A 15,240-nucleotide genomic window follows, 5' to 3' on the forward strand; every position below is an offset into this window, starting at 1 on the left:
GTTGGTTACGACTTGGTCGGAATGCCGAACAGCGTCGGCAGGTCGACGTAGAGCTGGATGCCGAACACGGCGGCATTCGGCAGGTTGTGGGTCGCGTAGGTCGAGAAGCCCTGGCCGTCAGGATTGATGACGTACTGGAAGTTCGGCATCACGTTGAGCCATTTGTTGACCTGAATGGCGTAGTGGATTTCGGTCATGATCAAATTGTGATCCGGCCGGCCGGCGCCGCCTTCGGCGAGGCGGGTCTGGTACAGCGAGTTCAGGTAGCGGTTGTTGTAGTGAAGACCGCTGACCGCGAGGCCGATGTTGTCGTTGGGGCGGCTGGCGAGCGGGCCTTCCCAGATCATGCCGGCTTCGGCCTGCAGGTTCGAGACCTGTTTGCCGCCGGCGGTGCCGACCATGGCTTCGCCGAACAGGTAGACGCCGCGCGGCGAGTTCGGTGCGGCCTGGTAGACCATTTGTTGCGCCTGGGCGTAGATCGCGGCCCGGCCGAACTGGGTGTTCGGGCTGTAGAAGGCGGCATCGTAGTGGGTACGATCGATCAGGGCGCCGATATCGTAACGGTTATTGGCGATGGCGCCGGGGGTCTTGAACTTGTAGCCCAGTTCGATCGGCAGCATGTAGCCGCTCGATCCCGCCGTGCCGAAGTAGAAGCCGTGATGGGCATCGGGGTTCTGGTTGTTGGTGGCCTGATAGGCGCCGACCTTGAAGTAGACGTTCGGGGTCGGCGTTATCAACAGGCGACCGCCCCAGACGGAGATCGGGTAGAACGAGGTCGAGACGATCTTGCCCATGTCCGGCGGATTGCCGCACAGCGCGTTCGACTGGAAGTCGCAATAGAACGAGGAGACGTCGAAGCTGTCGCCCACATCGGTACGGCCGAACTCGATATCGGCCATGTTGTTGAAGAATTTCTGTTCATAGGTCAGAATCGTCATCTGTGCGGTTTGCCCGCCGCCGTAGATCTGCTGGACCGAGACGCTGTTGTTGATCGCGTCGAACGCGAGCGCGCGGCCATGGCGCTGGGTGAACAGGACATGGAACGAACCGCCCTGGATGCCGGCGAGTTTTTCCATGTCGAACGTCGCGCCGAAGTTGAGTTCGCCGGCGTAATCGGTGCCCTGGCGCTGACCGCCGCTGACCGAGCCTGCGAATTCACCGAGGTAGCGCGAATTCAGGTAGATGCCATCGTTGTAGAGCGACTGGCCGAGGCTTTGGATCGGCGACGGTGCCAGATTGACCTCGGGCGCGGCCTGCTGGGCCTGGGCGGGGCTGCTGACGCCAAGAACCGTTGCGAACAAGGCTGCTGCGGCGAACGTGCCTGCGAGCCGGTTCCGGAGCTTGGCTGGTTGGTTATGGTTCAAAACGGACCTCCATGTTGCGTGACTTTGGTTTGCGGCGAAACCTGTTTTGGTGGCGCAAAGACACCCCGGTACCGCGCCATCGGCGCCGGGCAGGAACTGGTGATGGCGGCTGCAGCACAGCCGCCGAGGGGGCGCGGGAAATGAAACCGACGCGCATGGGACATGCACGTGTTTTGTGACGTTGCAGCGGTGTTTGCATGTGTCATCGTTTCGTCCCCGCTTCGATCCACGCAATTTCGAACAATCTGTCGCTTGCGTGAATTATTTTTACTCTTTAAAAAACCCTTAATGAGGAGCGTCTGCGGTGTCAATGCGAAATTCAACCGAACGGCGAAACGTCGAGCTGAACCCATGAAACCGGCTAACATCGTGCCCGATTTCACGCGCGCCGCATGACCCGTACCCGTGTCAATTCCGCGTTGATCCGGCGCATCAACACCGGCCGGCTGTTTCACATCATTCGCCAGAATCCGGGGATTTCGCAGCAGAGATTGTCGATACAATCCGGCATCGACCCGGCGACGATTTCGATCATCATTACCAATCTGGAAACAACCGGCATTGTGCGCCGCACCACCGATGCACCGACCGGGCGCGCCGGCCGGCCGACGGTTGCGTTGAACATCGATGCGCGCGCTGGTTTTCTGGCCGGGATCGGGATCGAACCGGACGCGATCCGTGTTACTCTCGCAACGATCGACGGGATGGCCTGCGCCGATGTCACGGTGGCGGGCAGCACCGAGCCCGAGGCGGCGGCGCTGGCCGCGCATGAGGGGGTGGCTGCGGCGCTGCGCAGTGTGAAGGCCGGGCGCGGGGCGCTGCTGGGCGTCGGCATTGCGCTGCCGGGGCTGGTCTCGCTTGAGGGAAGGGTGGTGTTCGCCCCCAACCTCGGCTGGCGCGATCTCGATATCGCGGCGATGCTGGCGCGGCACCTGAAATGCCCGATCCGGCTGGAAAACGACGTGAAGGCGGCAGCGATCGCCGAGCATCTGTTCGGGGCGAGCCGCGACATTACCGATTTTGTCTATATCATGGGGCGGTCGGGCATCGGCGGTGGTTTGTACATGATGGGCGAGGTGTATCGCGGGCCGCATGGGCTGGCCGGCGAGATCGGCCATATGAAGATGGTGCCGGGCGGGCGGGCGTGTGGCTGCGGCGCGCGCGGCTGCCTCGAGGCTTATGTGTCCGAGCGGGCGATTCTGGCCGAATTGGCGGCCAAGGGTCATCAGGCGCGTGATGTGGCGGGGATTTTGCGCGGCTTTGAGCAGGGCGATGCGATCGTGGGGGCGGTGCTGGGCGAGGCTGGCTATTATCTGGGGCTGGGGCTGGCGAATTTGATCAATATCGTCAGTCCGCGCCGCATCGTGCTGGGCGGCAGTCTGGCGCGGCTGGCACCCTGCCTGCTGCCGGCGGCCATGGACTCGCTGCATGCCAACGCGCTCGCGGCCATCATGCGCGATGTCGAACTCGTGGTGTCCGTGCTCGGGGACGATGCGGCACCGATGGGCGGCGTCGCGCTCGCGCTGCATCAGTTTCTCGATGATCCGCCGATCAAGCTCGGGCGCGGCCGCGATCATGGCGCGGGTCCGCCCGAGTGAGACGAACCCTCGTGCATCGGATGGCGCGCAATGATGATGCCGGCGATCGGCCAAACTTCGTTTCCCCCAAATGGCTGTTCTTTGTAGTTTTGTGACAAATCAACCGGGGGACTTGTCGGGTCAAGCCAATTTTGTGGAACTCGACCGCCGGTGCTGCAAATCCTTGCAGGTGTTGCAAAATTATCTGTATTTCCAACAACGGCAGGGCATCTGACTTAGTGGCGACGCTGCCACGAAGATGCAGCGTGGCGCGGCGGATTTTGGTGCCGACGAGCCGCGCGACCGGGCGGCGTGGCTGGGTTCGATCGGTCGGTTTTCGGGTTGGCGGGAAATCGTAATCGGCGCGCTATATCATCGACGCGGCGGTTTCGCCGGAGCGGATGGCGCCTTCGATGGTCGAGGGCAGGCCGGTTGCGGTGTAGTCGCCGGCGAGTTTCAGGTTGAGCAGGCTGGTGGCCGGGCCGGGGCGGCGGGCGAGTTGTGCGGGCGTGGCGGCGAAGGTTGCGCGTTTTTCGCGCACCACCCGGTAGGGCGGCATGGTGCGCGGCAGGCCGAAGCCGCGCCGCAGGTCTGACCAGACCTCGGCCGCCAGGGTTTGGGGGTCGGTATCGAGCCGGTCGTTGGCGGCGCTGATCGTGACCGAGACGACCTCGGTTTTTTCGAACACCCATTCGGCGACGCCGCCGAGCAGACCGTAGAACCCGGCCTTGCCGGCATCGATCCCGGCGCGGAAATGCAGGTTGAGGATGGCTTCGAACGCATTGGGCACGATCAGGCCGGGCAGCAGATCGGCCGCGACCCAGGGCGGGGTGGCGAGGATGACGCGGTCGTCGGGGTCGATGATTTCATCGACGTTCGGGCCGACCAGGCCGGTGACGCGGTTGGCCGAGACGGTCAGGCCGGCGACGCGGGCGCCGAAGCGGAACTCGGCACCATGGGCGCGCAGGAAGGCGAGGGCGGGATCGACGAAGCTTTCCGACAGGCCGATCGCCGGGTAGCGCGGCATCGAGGCGGCGCCGCCGAGCGCGATGCTTTCCGCGACCACGGCGGCGAGCGGGGCGGCGGCGGCGACATCGGGCTTGGTGTTGAGCGCTGCGATCGACAGCGGTTCGAGCAGGCGATCGTACAGCGGGCCGAGCGTGCCGAGCAGGTTCTCCACCAGATCGTCGGGTTTGGCGCGTTGCAGGCGGCGCAGCGCCCAGTAGTCGCGCGGGGTGGTGCCGGGCACGCGCCAGGTTTTGCGCAGTACCCACCAGGGCGTTGCGCCCCGGTTGAGGCGCAGGGTCCAGGCAGCGCCGGATACCAGGTCGATGAAGGGGAACAGCGGTTTGTCCGGGCCGACCAGCGTATCGGCAGCGCCGATCCGGTCGAGATAGGTCATGGTGGAGCGGTTGCCCGACAGGAGCAGGTGGTTGCCGTTGTCGAGCCGGCAGCCGAGCGTGGCATCGTCGTACGAGCGGCAGCGGCCGCCGCCCCATTTCGCCGCCTCGTAGAGGACGACGCTGACCCCGCGCGCGGCGAGCGAGGTGGCGGCGGACAGGCCGGCCATGCCGGCGCCGATGACATGGACCCGGTTCATCGGCGGCGATCGGTGAGGAGGAGCAACTGCACGGCCAACAGGAGTTTGCGCGCGGCGGACAGGCGGGGGCGGCGTTCGGGGTGGGCGAAGGCTTCGCGCCGCATCCGGCTGAGCAGGGGGCGGTAGGCGGCGGCCATCATGCGGGCGGGGCGCACCGCGCGCGGGTTGCACAGGCGCATCGCCTGCGCGGCGGCGGCGAAATGGGCTTCGGCCTGGGCGCCGATGGCGGCCATCGCGCGGGGCAGGCCGGGGGCGGCGAGGATGCGTGACGGGTCGAGCGGTACATCGGCGGCGAGCAGGGCTTCGCGCGGCAGGTAGATGCGGCCGCGCGCAGCATCCTCCGCGACGTCGCGCAGGATGTTGGTGAGTTGCAGGGCGCGGCCGAGATGATGCGCGACATCGTCGCCGGCCAGGGAAACCTCGCCGAACACGCGGATGGCGAGGCGGCCGACCGCGGAGGCGACACGGTCGCAATACAGATCGAGGAACGCGGCGTCGGGGGCGATGATCGGCGCACCGGCGTCCATCGCCATGCCATCGATGATCGCGTGGAAATCCTCGCGGCGGAGGGCGTAGCGCAGCGAGGCATCGCGCAGGACGCGGGTGACCGCATCGTCGCCGCCCGCGGCGAGGCGGGCGATGCGGTTGCGCCAGGCCTCCAGCCCCGCCTGTTTGGCGGCGAGCGGGGCGTCTTCATCGGCGATGTCATCGACCGCGCGGCAGAACGCATAGATGCCGTACATGGCGACGCGGCGGGGCGGCGAGAGCACGGCCATGCCGCGGTAGAACGAGGTGCCGGCGGCGCGGGTCGCCGCGGTGACGACGGCGGCATCCTGGACAGCGAGATCGTTCATCCGAGCGTCCGGGTCAGGCCGGCGAGCAGGGCGGCGGCGGCATCGGCTGGTCGCAGCTTCACCCGCATCGCCAGCGGGTCCTGCCGGCTCAGGCGGGCGTGCAGGCGGCGGGCGAGGGCGAGGATGATGGCGGTTTCGACGCGCAGGCCGCGCGCGCGGACGTGGCCGGGCAGGGGGGTTGCGGCGCGGTTGAGGTCGGCGGTTGCCGCCAGCATCGCATCGAACACGCGGCGCAGGGCGGGGGATGTCGCGGGATCGGTCACGGCGGCGGCGGTCAGGCCCTCGCGGGTCAGCCAATCATCCGGCAGGTAGGAGCGGTCGAGTTCGGCGAAATCCTTGGCGCAATCCTGGATGTGGTTGAGCACCTGCAGGCTGGCGCACAGCGCATCGGAGGCGGGCCAGCTTGCCGTGTTCTCGCCGTGCAGCGCGAGCACGTAGCGCCCGACCGGGGCGGCGGAGTAGCGGCAGTAGTGCATCAGCTCGGCCCAGGTGGCGTAGCGGCGCTTGGTCGCGTCCTGGCGGAAGGCGATCAGTAATTCGGTGGCGTGGACCGGATCGACCCCGGTTTCGGCGAGGCTGGCGCGCAGGCGGAGTGCGGAGGTCGAGCCGTGATCGGCGGCACCGGTCAGGACCGCTTCCATCACATCGAGCCGGGCGATCTTGTCGTCAGGGGTGAGGGTGGGGTGGTCGGCGATGTCATCGGCGTTGCGGGCGAAGGCATAATAGGCGTGGACGTGGCGGCGCAGGTCGCGCCGGATCAGCCAGGAGCCGACCGGGAAATTCTCGTCGCCCTTGTCCTTGCCGGAGGCAAGTTCGACGTCGCCGCCGGCCGCCTGGGTTGGGTTGGTTGCTGTCACGCTCATGTCTGCGCCCCGTAGTCGCGGTTTTTCCACGCCGCCCCGGCGCCGCTTGCGTAGCGCCAGGCCGAGGCGATGGTGGCTTCGATATAAATGAGCGCGATCAGCGGCAATGCCAGCGCCCAGACCGGGGTCAGGCCGTAGCGGCGCAAGGTCGGCCGATAGCTCAGCACGGCGAGCACGCAGGCGAGCAGGCCGCACAGCCGCGCGGCACCGGCGCCGAACAGCAGCGTGAGCGGTGGCACCAGCCAGACCAGCGCCATGCCGGCGATGGTCAGCGCGAGCAGCGCATAGGAATAGCGCAGCTGGGTGAAGGCGGTGCGCGCGATCATCGCGCGGAGATCGCGATAGTGCGGATAGGGGCGGATCGAGCGGGCGAGATTGCTGTGACCGAGATAGATCGCACCCGCCTGCTTGACCCGCTGCGCCAGCGTGACATCGTCGATCAGGGCGCGCCGGATGCTGGCGATGCCGCCGATCCGCACCAACGCCTCGCGCCGGATCAGCACGACGCCGCCGGCCGCAGCCGCCGTGCTTGCCAGCGGGTCGTTCACCCGCGCGAACGGATAGAGCATCTGAAAGAAATAGACGAAGGCGGGGATCAGCGCGTGTTCCGCCGTGCTGGTGCAGTTCAGCCGGACCATTTCGGAGACCATGTCCAGCCGCGCGCCGCGCCGGGGCTGGCTGATCCGTGCCATCAGCGTGGCGAGATGGCGTGGATCATGCGTGATGTCCGCATCGGTCAGCAGCAGGAACCCGGCCGCGCTGTGGCCGATGCCCTGGTCCAGCGCCCATAATTTGCCCGACCAGCCGGGCGGTTTCGGCGCAGCGGTGATCAGGTGAAAGCGCGGATCATCGCCGGCGGCCGCGCGCGCGGCGGCGGCGGTGCCATCCGTGCTGCCATCATCGACCAGAAACAGCCGCAGCGGGCCAGCGTAATCCTGCGCCAGGAGCGAGGCGACCACCGCGGCGATGCTGCCCGCCTCGTCGCGCGCCGGGACGATGATGTCGACCGGCGGGGCTTCGAGCGGCCGTTCGGGCGCCAGTTCGGGTGCCAGTTCGGGCGTGCTGCGCCAGAACCCGCCATGCAGCGCATAGAGATAGAGCCAGATCAGCGCGGCCAGACCGGCGATGATCATGAAACCGCCAGCACATCGGGGTGGAACCGCGCGCGGTCGAGCAGGCCGCGCCGGCTGAAATCGACCAGCGCATCACGCACCGCCATCGCGGCCGGGCGCGGCGCATAACCGAGCGCGCCGATCGCCTTGGCCGAGGAAAAGAACATCAGCTTGCGCGCCATGGTCAGCGTATCGCGCGTCATCAACGGTTCGGTGCCGGAAACGCGGGCCCACGCCTCCATCGCCGCCGCCAGCGGCATCAACGGGCCGATCGGCAGCTTGACGCGCGGCGGCTTGCGGCCGGCCAGCTTGGTGATCAGGCCGATGATGTCCGACAGCATCAGATCCTCGCCGCCGAGAATATAACTCTCACCCGATCGCCCCCGCTCCAACGCCAGAATATGCCCGGCGGCGACATCATCGACATGCACGATGTTCATGCCGGTTTCGACATAGGCGGGCATTTTGCCACGCGCGGCATCGAGCACCATGCGCCCGGTCGGCGTCGGTTTGATGTCGCCCGGCCCGACCGGCGCCGTCGGGTTGACGATCACCACATCCAGCCCCTGTGCGGCAAGCGATCGCACCGCTACCTCCGCCTCGTATTTCGAGCGCTTGTACGGGCCGACATGATCGGCAGCCTCGTTAGGCGTCAACTCGTCCGCCGGCGTCCCATCGCCGATCAGGCCAAGGGCGGCCACACTGCTGGTGTAGACCACACGCTCGACACCCGCCGCCCGCGCCGCACGCAACAACGCAACCGTGCCATCGATGTTGATCCGCCGCATCGCCGCCGGGTCCGGCACGAACAATCGATAATCGGCGGCAACATGAAACACATATCGACACCCCGCCACCGCACGGCCCAACGACGCCGGATCGGTCAAATCGCCAACCACCCGCTCGCCCGGCACACAAGCCAGATTGGCCAGATCACTGCCCGCCCGATGCATCAGCCGCACCGAAACCCCCCGGCCCGCCAAAGCACGCGCCACCGCCGCCCCGACAAACCCCGTCGCCCCCGTCACCAACACCAGACCCGCCGCCGCAATACCGCTCACACCCGCACCCACCACTCCAAAACCCAACCCACACCCGCGCCGCATACCGGCAAAACCCCCGCCCTGCAAAAAATACCGGCGCACGGGGCCGGGTGGCGAGGGCGCTCGGGGTAAGCAAGGCGGGGGGCTTTGCCCCCTCGACCCCCACTAAGGGCTTAGCCCTTAGAACCCGCTAGTTTTAGGCAAGGGGAGGGCGCTGCCTCGGTGGTTCCGTCGATCTGGCGTGGGTCGCCCTCCCCTTGCCTAAAACTAATGGATTTTAAAGGCTCCGCCTTTAACGGGGTCCAGGGGCAGAGCCCCTGGCCTTCCTTACTCCTGGCAACGCCCCGGCCACCCGACCCCAACCGTCGGTATTTTTTGCAGGGTGCGGTGGGGTTTGGTAGGGGGTGGGGATGCGGGATGGGGGTTTTTGGTGAGTGGGTTCAGGGGGTGGCCGGCGGCGTTTGCTTTGCTTGGGCTGGTTTTGTTTACGGCGACGATTGCGTGGTTGGGGTGGGGCGGGGTTTTGCGGGCGATCGACCGGGTGAGTCTGGTTGGGTTTGCGGTGTATTTTGCTGTGCAGCTGGTGGTGATTGCGGGTTTGGCGGGGGCGTGGCGGCTTTTGTTGGATCGGGCGCAGGGCGGGCGGTATTGGCTGTTGTATTATGGGCGGATGGTGCGGGATTCGGCGGGTGAGTTTTTGCCGTTTTCGCATGTGGGCGGGTTTGTGTTGGGCGGGCGGGCGATTGCGTTGGGTGGGGTGAATGTGGCGGCGGCGACGGCTTCGACGCTGGCGGACATTACCGTGGAGTTTCTGGCCGAGCTGGTTTTTATCGCGACGGGTGTTGTGTTGTTGGCGCGGTTGGCGCCGGGCAGTGATTTGCTGGTGCCGGTTGCGGGCGGGCTTGGGGTTGCGGTGTTGGGGGCGGCGGGGTTTTTGCTGGTGCAGCGCGGCGGCGGGCGGGTGTTTCGTGGTCTTGCGATGCGGATTGCCGGGCGTTCGGCGGATGGCGCGGCGGTGCGGCTGGAGCGGTTGCAGGTGGCGATCGATGCGATTTATGCACGGCCAGGGCGGATTTTTGCGGCGGGGCTGTTGCATCTGGTGTGCTGGTTTGCGGCGGGCGTGACGTCGTATGTGGCGTTTCATGCGTTGGGGACGGCGATCAGTCTGGTCGATGCGTTGACGATCGAGGCGTTGTTGCATGCGATTCTGGCGGCGGGGTTTTTCGTTCCCGGGCGGATCGGGGTGCAGGAGGCGGCTTACAGCCTGTTGGGTACGATTTTCGGGATTCCGCCGGATATTGCGTTGTCGGTGTCGTTGTTGCGGCGGGCGCGGGATGTGATCATTGCGGTGCCGGTGCTGCTGGTGTGGCAGGGGATCGAGGCGCGGCGGCTGCATCTGGCGGGCACCGACATTCGTTGAGGCGGGCGCGCCGATGTGCCATAATCCGGGATATTCGCGACGTTGACACCGCTATCAAGGAGCGTGCCCCATGGGATTGCTGGCTATTATCGTGCTCGGTCTGATCGCTGGTTGGATCGCGAGCCTGATCGTTGACAATGCGGGCAAGGGACCGCTGGTGGATATGGTGTTGGGCATTATCGGCGCCCTGGTTGGCGGCTCGATTTTTTCGGCGCTGGGGGCGGCGCCGATTACCGGGTTCAATTTGTACAGCCTGTTCGTTGCGGTGATCGGGTCGGTGGTGGTGCTGGTGGTGTATCACGCGATTTCGGGGCGGCGGCGCCTCTGATTTTGGTATAATTCGACTTAAGGTTGTGTTATCACCGCGTCATGACGGCGCGGTTGCATTCTGATTCGCCTCGGCAGACGATCGGTCGGTTGACCCGGCTGGATGGTCTGCGGGGGATTCTCGCCGTTTATGTGATGCTGGGGCATACGGCGCCGTTCATTCCGTGGCCGTCCGCACTGGGCTGGGGCGTTGAGGCGGCGGTCAGCCATGGGCTGGCGGCGGTCAATCTGTTTTTTGCGTTGTCGGGTCTGGTGATCGTGCAGTCGATGGCGCGGTTCGGCGGGCGGGCGCGGGCGTTTCTCGCGGCGCGCGCGTGGCGGCTGCTGCCGGTGTATTTTGTCGTGCTCGCCCTGGCGACTGCGGTGCTGGCGTGGCGATCGCCGTTTGCTGCCATGCCGTGGGTTCACCTTGGTGATCTTGGCTGCGAGTTCTGGGAGCGGACGTTACCGCACCGGCTGTTCGCGCATATCGCGCTGCATCTGGCATTGTTGCAGGGCGCGTTGCCGCATGATGTGCTGCATGATGCGCAGTTTTCGCTGCTCGGCCCGGCTTGGAGTCTGTCCACCGAGTGGCAGTTCTATGTGATGATCGCCTTGGTGGTGCCCCTGACCGGCATCGATGATCGCGGTTTGCGTCGGTTGGTGGTGCTGTGTCTGGCGCTGGGGGTGAGCGGGCGGGTCTATACGGCGGTGATGCCCGTGGCCTGGCATTTCCACCGGGCGTTTCTGCCGAACGAGGCGGCCTATTTCGCCATTGGCATCGCGGCGGCGCGCTTGTGGCGGGGTGAGGCCGGGCTGGTGCCTTTTGCGGCGACGCTTGCGGTTGCGGTTCTGATCGGGGCGAGCCACGGCAGCGGTCTTGGCATGATCGGCAAGGGGCTGCCGCCGCTGGTGTGGGCGGTGATGATCGCGGCCCAGCGCACGCCCGATCATCGGCTGGTCCGGCCGATCGCGCGGTGCCTCGATCATCCGGCTGTGTTGTGGCTGGGGGCGATTTCCTATCCGCTGTATCTGGTCAACGAGCCGGTAGGCCGGGCACTGGCGGTGGTGGTTGGTGGCGCGGCCTTGGGTGATCCGGTGTGGTTTTCGCTGGTGTGGGGGCCGCTGACGCTGGCGGGTTCGGTCGGGCTTGCCGCGGTGCTGCACTATACCGTCGAACGGCGGTGCCTCGCTTGGGCGAAAGCGCGGATCAGGCCGCCGGTTGCGGTGACGGCAGCAGCACAGTCGTCGGGTCCGGCGGCGGTTTGACCCAGCCGAGGCTGCCGATCGTGCCGCATTTGCGGCAATTGGCCTGCCAGTCGGCGTGTTTGGTGTCGCAGGCGGCGCAGACCCATGCGCTGCCGGCGGCGGCCATTGCGCGGGCTTCGTGGCGTTGGGCTTCACCGGCGAGATCGGCCGCTTTGGCGGTGCGGGCGAGCAGGGCCTCGCTTTCCGGATGACCGGGATTGGCGCTGGCCAGTTTTTGCGCGGCGCGGGCGCGATCGAGCGGCAGGTTGATCGAGGTCAGGTAGGCGGCGGCGAGGTCCGGGTGCGGGGCGGCTTTCCAGCCGGCGACCAGGGCGCGTTTGGCGCGCCACAGATGACCCGCGCGTTCGTGGGCGGCGTAGAGCGAGAGATGGGCCGGGGCGAGAGAAGGGGCGGCGCGGACGGCTTCGCGCGCCCAGTCGATCGCCATGCGTTCGCCCTCGGCGGTGCGGGATGCCATGATCGCGAGGGCGGCGCGGGCCGGCGGGTCGGTCGCGAGGCGTGCGGCATCGGCGTAGCGGTTCTGGTTGAAGGCGAGTTGCACGCGCTGGTCGCGCAGCCAGACCGAGTTGGGATAGGCCACGGCGGCCTGGCGGGTCTGGGCTTCGGCTTCGGCCAGGGCGGCGGCATCACCGCCGGCCTGGGTGCGGTGATTGACCAGGCCGCGCCAGCCGAGAAACCCGGCGTCCTTGTGGCGGGCCAGGGCGGCGAAATGCCGGTCGGCGGTGGCGTGATCGCCGGTGCGGCGCGCGGTTTCGCCGGCGACGTAGAGGGTGAGTGGTGCGTCGGGCGCCTGGCGCTGGGCGATGCGGGCGTGGTTGGCGGCGGTGCGATCATCACCGGCGGCCATGGCGGACAGGGCGCGGAGTGAGGCGGCATCGGCATTGTTGCGGCGCGAGAGGTTGCGGCGCGCGGCGACCCGGGCGGGGGTGCGCAGCAGGGCGCGGATGATGCCGACGAACAGGATGAGAATGAGCACCAGGATGGCGAGCAGCAGGATGGCGATCGGCGTCGAGGCGGTGGCGGCGTAGCTGCCGAAATCGATCGTGATGTGCCCGGGCAGCAGCGCGACATACCAGACGGCGCCGAGTACGATCAGGGCGATGATGGCGAAGCCGAATGCGCGCAACATCAGTGCGACCCCGCCGCGCCGGTGGCGGGCGATGCCGCCATGGTGGCCAGGGCGGTGCGCGCCGCGATGAGGTGGTTTGCCTTGCTGATCCAGGGTGCCATGACCGTTGCGGCACCTTGGGGCAGCGGTTTCAGAGCGGTCAAAGCGGCGGTGAGATCGTTGTGATCGAGGTCGGTCTGCGCGGCGCCGAGGATGCCGGCGGCGCGGCTGCCGACCAGCACGCGGGCGTTGTGGCGGATGGTGACCATGCTTTCCACCCGGCCCTTGACCCGTTGCCAGAAGCCGCCGGATGCCGCGACATCGCCGCCCGCGATGGTGGCTTCGTCGGCGTAGGCGGGGAAGCTGGCCTTGAGGCCGGCGAGGGTGGGTGGCGCTGCGGTCGCGTAGCGGACCAGGGCTTCCGGCGCGTTGGGAATGGTGCCGAGCGGCGCGCCGTTTTCCAGCGCGAGGCTGGCTTGGGCGAGTTGCGCGAGCATCTGCGCCTTGGCGACCTGCTTGGGCAGGTCGGCGGCGTTGGTTTGCAGCGTGGCGAGGGCGGCGTGATCGGCCAAGGCGGTGGTCGAGAGCGAGGCGATGCCGGCCTGCATGGTCTTGATCTGGTCGGCTAGGGCGGACGGGATTTTGGGTTCGACCTTGACCTGGGGGGCCGGTGGCGACGGTGCGGGCCGGTTGGCGAGGCCAGCGACTTTGGTGTTGGTCGTTTCCAGCCGGGATTGCAGGGTCGCGACCTCGGATTTCAGGCTGTCGACCTGCTGGGTAAGGGCGGCGATCGTGCTGGTCTGGTCGGATGCGGTGCTCTGGGCGTGAAACAGCCAGGCCTCGCCGGCCGCGAGCAGCAGGAACAGGACGATTCCGGCCACGATCGGGCCGCGATTGTCGGTGCGTTCGGGAGGCGCGGTGGGCGTGATGACCGGATCGTCGATCGGGGTGGTGATCGGGTGATCGACGATGGCTTCGCCTTGCGGCGGCATCGGGTGGTTTTCGGGTTCGCTCATGGCAGTATCGCTAGCATGTGATCCTGATCCGGTGAAATCGCCGCGCGGATGGCGCGGAACGGCAGGCGGGCGAGGGGGGCGGCGGCGGCGGGGCTGATCGCGATGGCGATGGCGCGGCGCAGGGTGCCGGCGAGCGACTCGTGGTCGATCAGGCTGGCGAAGCGGCGGGCGGTGGCGGGGGAAAAGATCATCACGCGGTCGACCGCCTCGGCGGCGAGGGCGGCGATGGCGGCGGCGGCGAGATGTTCGGCGGGGCGTGAGCGGTAGACGACGCGGCGGGTGACGCGGAACCCTGCCGTGCGCAAGGCGGCGGCGAGTTCGAGGCTGTGGCCGGCGCCGCAGGGCAGCACGATGGCGGCGCGCGGCTTGAGTTGCCGGACCACCAGATCGGCGAGGTCGCGCGCCGTGCCTGAGGCGCTTTCGACGGTGATGAACCCCAGGTCGCGCGCGCGGGCGGCGGTGGCATCGCCCACCGCGAACAGCGGGATGGCGCGCCACGCGGCGGGCAGGCCCGGCAGCGCCTGGGCGCTGGCGATGACGATGGCATCGCAGGTGTATGGCAGGGTGGCGGGCAGGGCTTCGATGTCGAGGCAGGGGGCGAGCACCGGCACGTGGCCGCGGGCGCGCAGCAGATCGGCGGTGGCGGAGCCGCCGGGCTCGGGCCTGGTGACCAGGATCGTCAGCGACTCAGTCAAGAAAAATATCGGATGGGCTGTCGCGCCGGAGGGACGCGCCGAGTTCCTGGCCCAGGCGTTCGGCATCGGCCGCATCGGCGGTTTCGCTGCGTTTGAGCAGGAAGCTGCCATCGGCGCGGGCGGTGAGCCCGGTGAGGTGCAGTGTGCCATCCGGCAGCAGGCGGGCGTAGCCGCCGATCGGGGTGCGGCAGGAACCATCGAGGGCGGCGAGCAGGGCGCGCTCGGCGGTCGCGACCGCCTTGGCTTCCTTGTCCTCGATCATCGCGAGCAGATGGCCCAGGGCCGCGTCCTCCGCGCGCACGGTGATGCCGACGATGCCCTGGCAGGCGGAGGGGACCATCGCTTCCGGGTCGATCGCGGCGGAGACCTCCGACTCGAAGCCGAGGCGGCGCAGGCCGGCGAGGGCGAGCAGGGTGGCGTCGAACTTGCCGGTGCGCGCGGCATCGAGCCGGGTGCGGACGTTGCCGCGCAGCAATTCCATTTTCAGATCGGGCCGGGCGTGGAGCAATTGCGCCTGGCGGCGGACCGAGGAGGTGCCGATGCGGGCGTTGGCGGGCAAAGCGGACCAGATTTCGGCGCCGTCCTCGATTTTGTATTCATCGGACAGGATCAGCGCGTCGCGGGCGTCTTCGCGCTTCATGGTGCAGGCGAGGATGATGCCCGCGGGGAGAGTGGTTTCCAGGTCTTTCAGGGAATGGACGGCGAAATCGATTCGCTTGTCGAGCAGCGCCTCGTGGATTTCCTTGGCGAACAGGCCCTTGCCGCCCAGATCGGCCAGCGGCCGGTCGAGCACCTGATCGCCGGTGGTGCTGATGATCTCGGCGGCGAAGGCATCCGGCGCGTAGCCGAGTGCGGGGCAGATTTCGCGGAGTGCGGCCAAGAACATCTCGGTCTGTTTTCGCGCGAGCGGCGAGCCGCGGGTGCCGACCCGCAGGGGCAGGCGGCCGGTGTGGGGGGCGACTTTTGGTGTAGCCGTGGTTTCCTGGTCCATCCTGCTTGCTTTAAAGGATCGG

14 protein-coding genes are annotated in these 15,240 nt (G+C 67.5%); 4 read left to right on the forward strand and 10 right to left on the reverse strand.

The genetic code is table 11. The features are described 5' to 3' along the window. Window positions 1–5: 5 nt before the first annotated feature. On the reverse strand, window positions 6–1,364 hold the full coding sequence (locus tag BW994_RS05350; RefSeq protein WP_051657697.1) for a carbohydrate porin: 1,359 nt from the start codon (window positions 1,362–1,364) through the stop codon (window positions 6–8). A gap of 392 nt (window positions 1,365–1,756) precedes the next feature. Between BW994_RS05350 and BW994_RS05355 the strand changes: the two genes are divergently transcribed. Further along, window positions 1,757–2,962 (forward strand): ROK family transcriptional regulator, encoded by a 1,206-nt coding sequence (locus BW994_RS05355; protein WP_035234207.1) that lies wholly within the window; start codon window positions 1,757–1,759, stop codon window positions 2,960–2,962. A gap of 346 nt (window positions 2,963–3,308) precedes the next feature. Here BW994_RS05355 and hpnE read toward each other — a convergent pair whose 3' ends face one another. The 5 genes from hpnE to hpnA are packed head-to-tail and all read right to left on the reverse strand — an operon-like array spanning window position 3,309 to window position 8,515. After that, a complete protein-coding gene (gene hpnE / locus BW994_RS05360; RefSeq protein WP_029314626.1) occupies window positions 3,309–4,541 on the reverse strand; it encodes a hydroxysqualene dehydroxylase HpnE in 1,233 nt (410 codons plus the stop codon). Next, window positions 4,538–5,395, reverse strand: a complete 858-nt coding sequence (hpnD, locus tag BW994_RS05365) for a presqualene diphosphate synthase HpnD (RefSeq protein WP_029314625.1) — start codon at window positions 5,393–5,395, stop codon at window positions 4,538–4,540. The genes hpnE and hpnD overlap by 4 nt, the downstream gene beginning before the upstream one ends. Continuing rightward, window positions 5,392–6,258 carry a squalene synthase HpnC gene (gene hpnC / locus BW994_RS05370; RefSeq protein WP_029314624.1) on the reverse strand — a complete coding sequence of 289 codons (867 nt, stop codon included), beginning with the start codon at window positions 6,256–6,258 and terminating at the stop codon, window positions 5,392–5,394. The genes hpnD and hpnC overlap by 4 nt, the downstream gene beginning before the upstream one ends. Next, window positions 6,255–7,391 (reverse strand): glycosyltransferase, encoded by a 1,137-nt coding sequence (locus BW994_RS05375; RefSeq protein WP_029314622.1) that lies wholly within the window; start codon window positions 7,389–7,391, stop codon window positions 6,255–6,257. The genes hpnC and BW994_RS05375 overlap by 4 nt, the downstream gene beginning before the upstream one ends. Then, window positions 7,388–8,515 carry a hopanoid-associated sugar epimerase gene (gene hpnA, locus BW994_RS05380; protein WP_245801513.1) on the reverse strand — a complete coding sequence of 376 codons (1,128 nt, stop codon included), beginning with the start codon at window positions 8,513–8,515 and terminating at the stop codon, window positions 7,388–7,390. The genes BW994_RS05375 and hpnA overlap by 4 nt, the downstream gene beginning before the upstream one ends. A gap of 328 nt (window positions 8,516–8,843) precedes the next feature. Here hpnA and BW994_RS05385 point away from each other — a divergent pair, with 328 nt between their 5' ends. The 3 genes from BW994_RS05385 (at window position 8,844) to BW994_RS05395 (ending at window position 11,408) form a co-directional block, all read left to right on the forward strand. Then, on the forward strand, window positions 8,844–9,833 hold the full coding sequence (locus tag BW994_RS05385; RefSeq protein WP_245594068.1) for a lysylphosphatidylglycerol synthase domain-containing protein: 990 nt from the start codon (window positions 8,844–8,846) through the stop codon (window positions 9,831–9,833). Between the two features lie 70 nt (window positions 9,834–9,903). Continuing rightward, entirely contained in the window at window positions 9,904–10,161 is a 258-nt protein-coding gene (locus tag BW994_RS05390; protein WP_029311132.1) for a GlsB/YeaQ/YmgE family stress response membrane protein, read from the forward strand. Window positions 10,162–10,202: 41 nt separating this feature from the next. Continuing rightward, entirely contained in the window at window positions 10,203–11,408 is a 1,206-nt protein-coding gene (locus tag BW994_RS05395; protein WP_029311133.1) for an acyltransferase family protein, read from the forward strand. Here BW994_RS05395 and BW994_RS05400 read toward each other — a convergent pair. The 4 genes from BW994_RS05400 to hemC are packed head-to-tail and all read right to left on the reverse strand — an operon-like array spanning window position 11,350 to window position 15,218. Continuing rightward, complete coding sequence (locus BW994_RS05400; protein ID WP_029311134.1) at window positions 11,350–12,537, reverse strand: heme biosynthesis HemY N-terminal domain-containing protein; 1,188 nt, start codon at window positions 12,535–12,537, stop codon at window positions 11,350–11,352. The two genes, BW994_RS05395 and BW994_RS05400, sit on opposite strands and share 59 nt — an antisense overlap. Then, window positions 12,537–13,532 carry a COG4223 family protein gene (locus tag BW994_RS05405; protein WP_051657219.1) on the reverse strand — a complete coding sequence of 332 codons (996 nt, stop codon included), beginning with the start codon at window positions 13,530–13,532 and terminating at the stop codon, window positions 12,537–12,539. Before BW994_RS05405 ends, BW994_RS05400 begins: the two co-directional genes overlap by 1 nt. Beyond that, window positions 13,529–14,227, reverse strand: coding sequence for a uroporphyrinogen-III synthase (locus BW994_RS05410; protein WP_245801514.1), 699 nt, complete (start codon window positions 14,225–14,227; stop codon window positions 13,529–13,531). The genes BW994_RS05405 and BW994_RS05410 overlap by 4 nt, the downstream gene beginning before the upstream one ends. Beyond that, the gene (gene hemC / locus BW994_RS05415) at window positions 14,220–15,218 is read right to left on the reverse strand and encodes a hydroxymethylbilane synthase (protein WP_029311137.1); all 999 of its coding nucleotides are present in this window, start codon (window positions 15,216–15,218) and stop codon (window positions 14,220–14,222) included. The genes BW994_RS05410 and hemC overlap by 8 nt, the downstream gene beginning before the upstream one ends. Window positions 15,219–15,240 lie beyond the last annotated feature (22 nt).

This window comes from Acidiphilium rubrum (genome assembly GCF_900156265.1).
GTDB classification, from domain to species: Bacteria; Pseudomonadota; Alphaproteobacteria; order Acetobacterales; family Acetobacteraceae; genus Acidiphilium; species Acidiphilium rubrum.

Bases quoted from the DNA above. Each gene is read 5' to 3' on its own strand.
- BW994_RS05405 (WP_051657219.1), bottom strand. From the start codon at position 13,532: ATGAGCGAACCCGAAAACCACCCGATGCCGCCGCAAGGCGAAGCCATC.
- BW994_RS05375 (WP_029314622.1), bottom strand. From the start codon at position 7,391: ATGATCATCGCCGGTCTGGCCGCGCTGATCTGGCTCTATCTCTATGCG.
- BW994_RS05390 (WP_029311132.1), top strand. From the start codon at position 9,904: ATGGGATTGCTGGCTATTATCGTGCTCGGTCTGATCGCTGGTTGGATC.
- hpnC (WP_029314624.1), bottom strand. From the start codon at position 6,258: ATGAGCGTGACAGCAACCAACCCAACCCAGGCGGCCGGCGGCGACGTC.
- BW994_RS05400 (WP_029311134.1), bottom strand. From the start codon at position 12,537: ATGTTGCGCGCATTCGGCTTCGCCATCATCGCCCTGATCGTACTCGGC.
- hpnE (WP_029314626.1), bottom strand. From the start codon at position 4,541: ATGAACCGGGTCCATGTCATCGGCGCCGGCATGGCCGGCCTGTCCGCC.
- hemC (WP_029311137.1), bottom strand. From the start codon at position 15,218: ATGGACCAGGAAACCACGGCTACACCAAAAGTCGCCCCCCACACCGGC.
- BW994_RS05355 (WP_035234207.1), top strand. From the start codon at position 1,757: ATGACCCGTACCCGTGTCAATTCCGCGTTGATCCGGCGCATCAACACC.
- BW994_RS05395 (WP_029311133.1), top strand. From the start codon at position 10,203: ATGACGGCGCGGTTGCATTCTGATTCGCCTCGGCAGACGATCGGTCGG.
- hpnD (WP_029314625.1), bottom strand. From the start codon at position 5,395: ATGAACGATCTCGCTGTCCAGGATGCCGCCGTCGTCACCGCGGCGACC.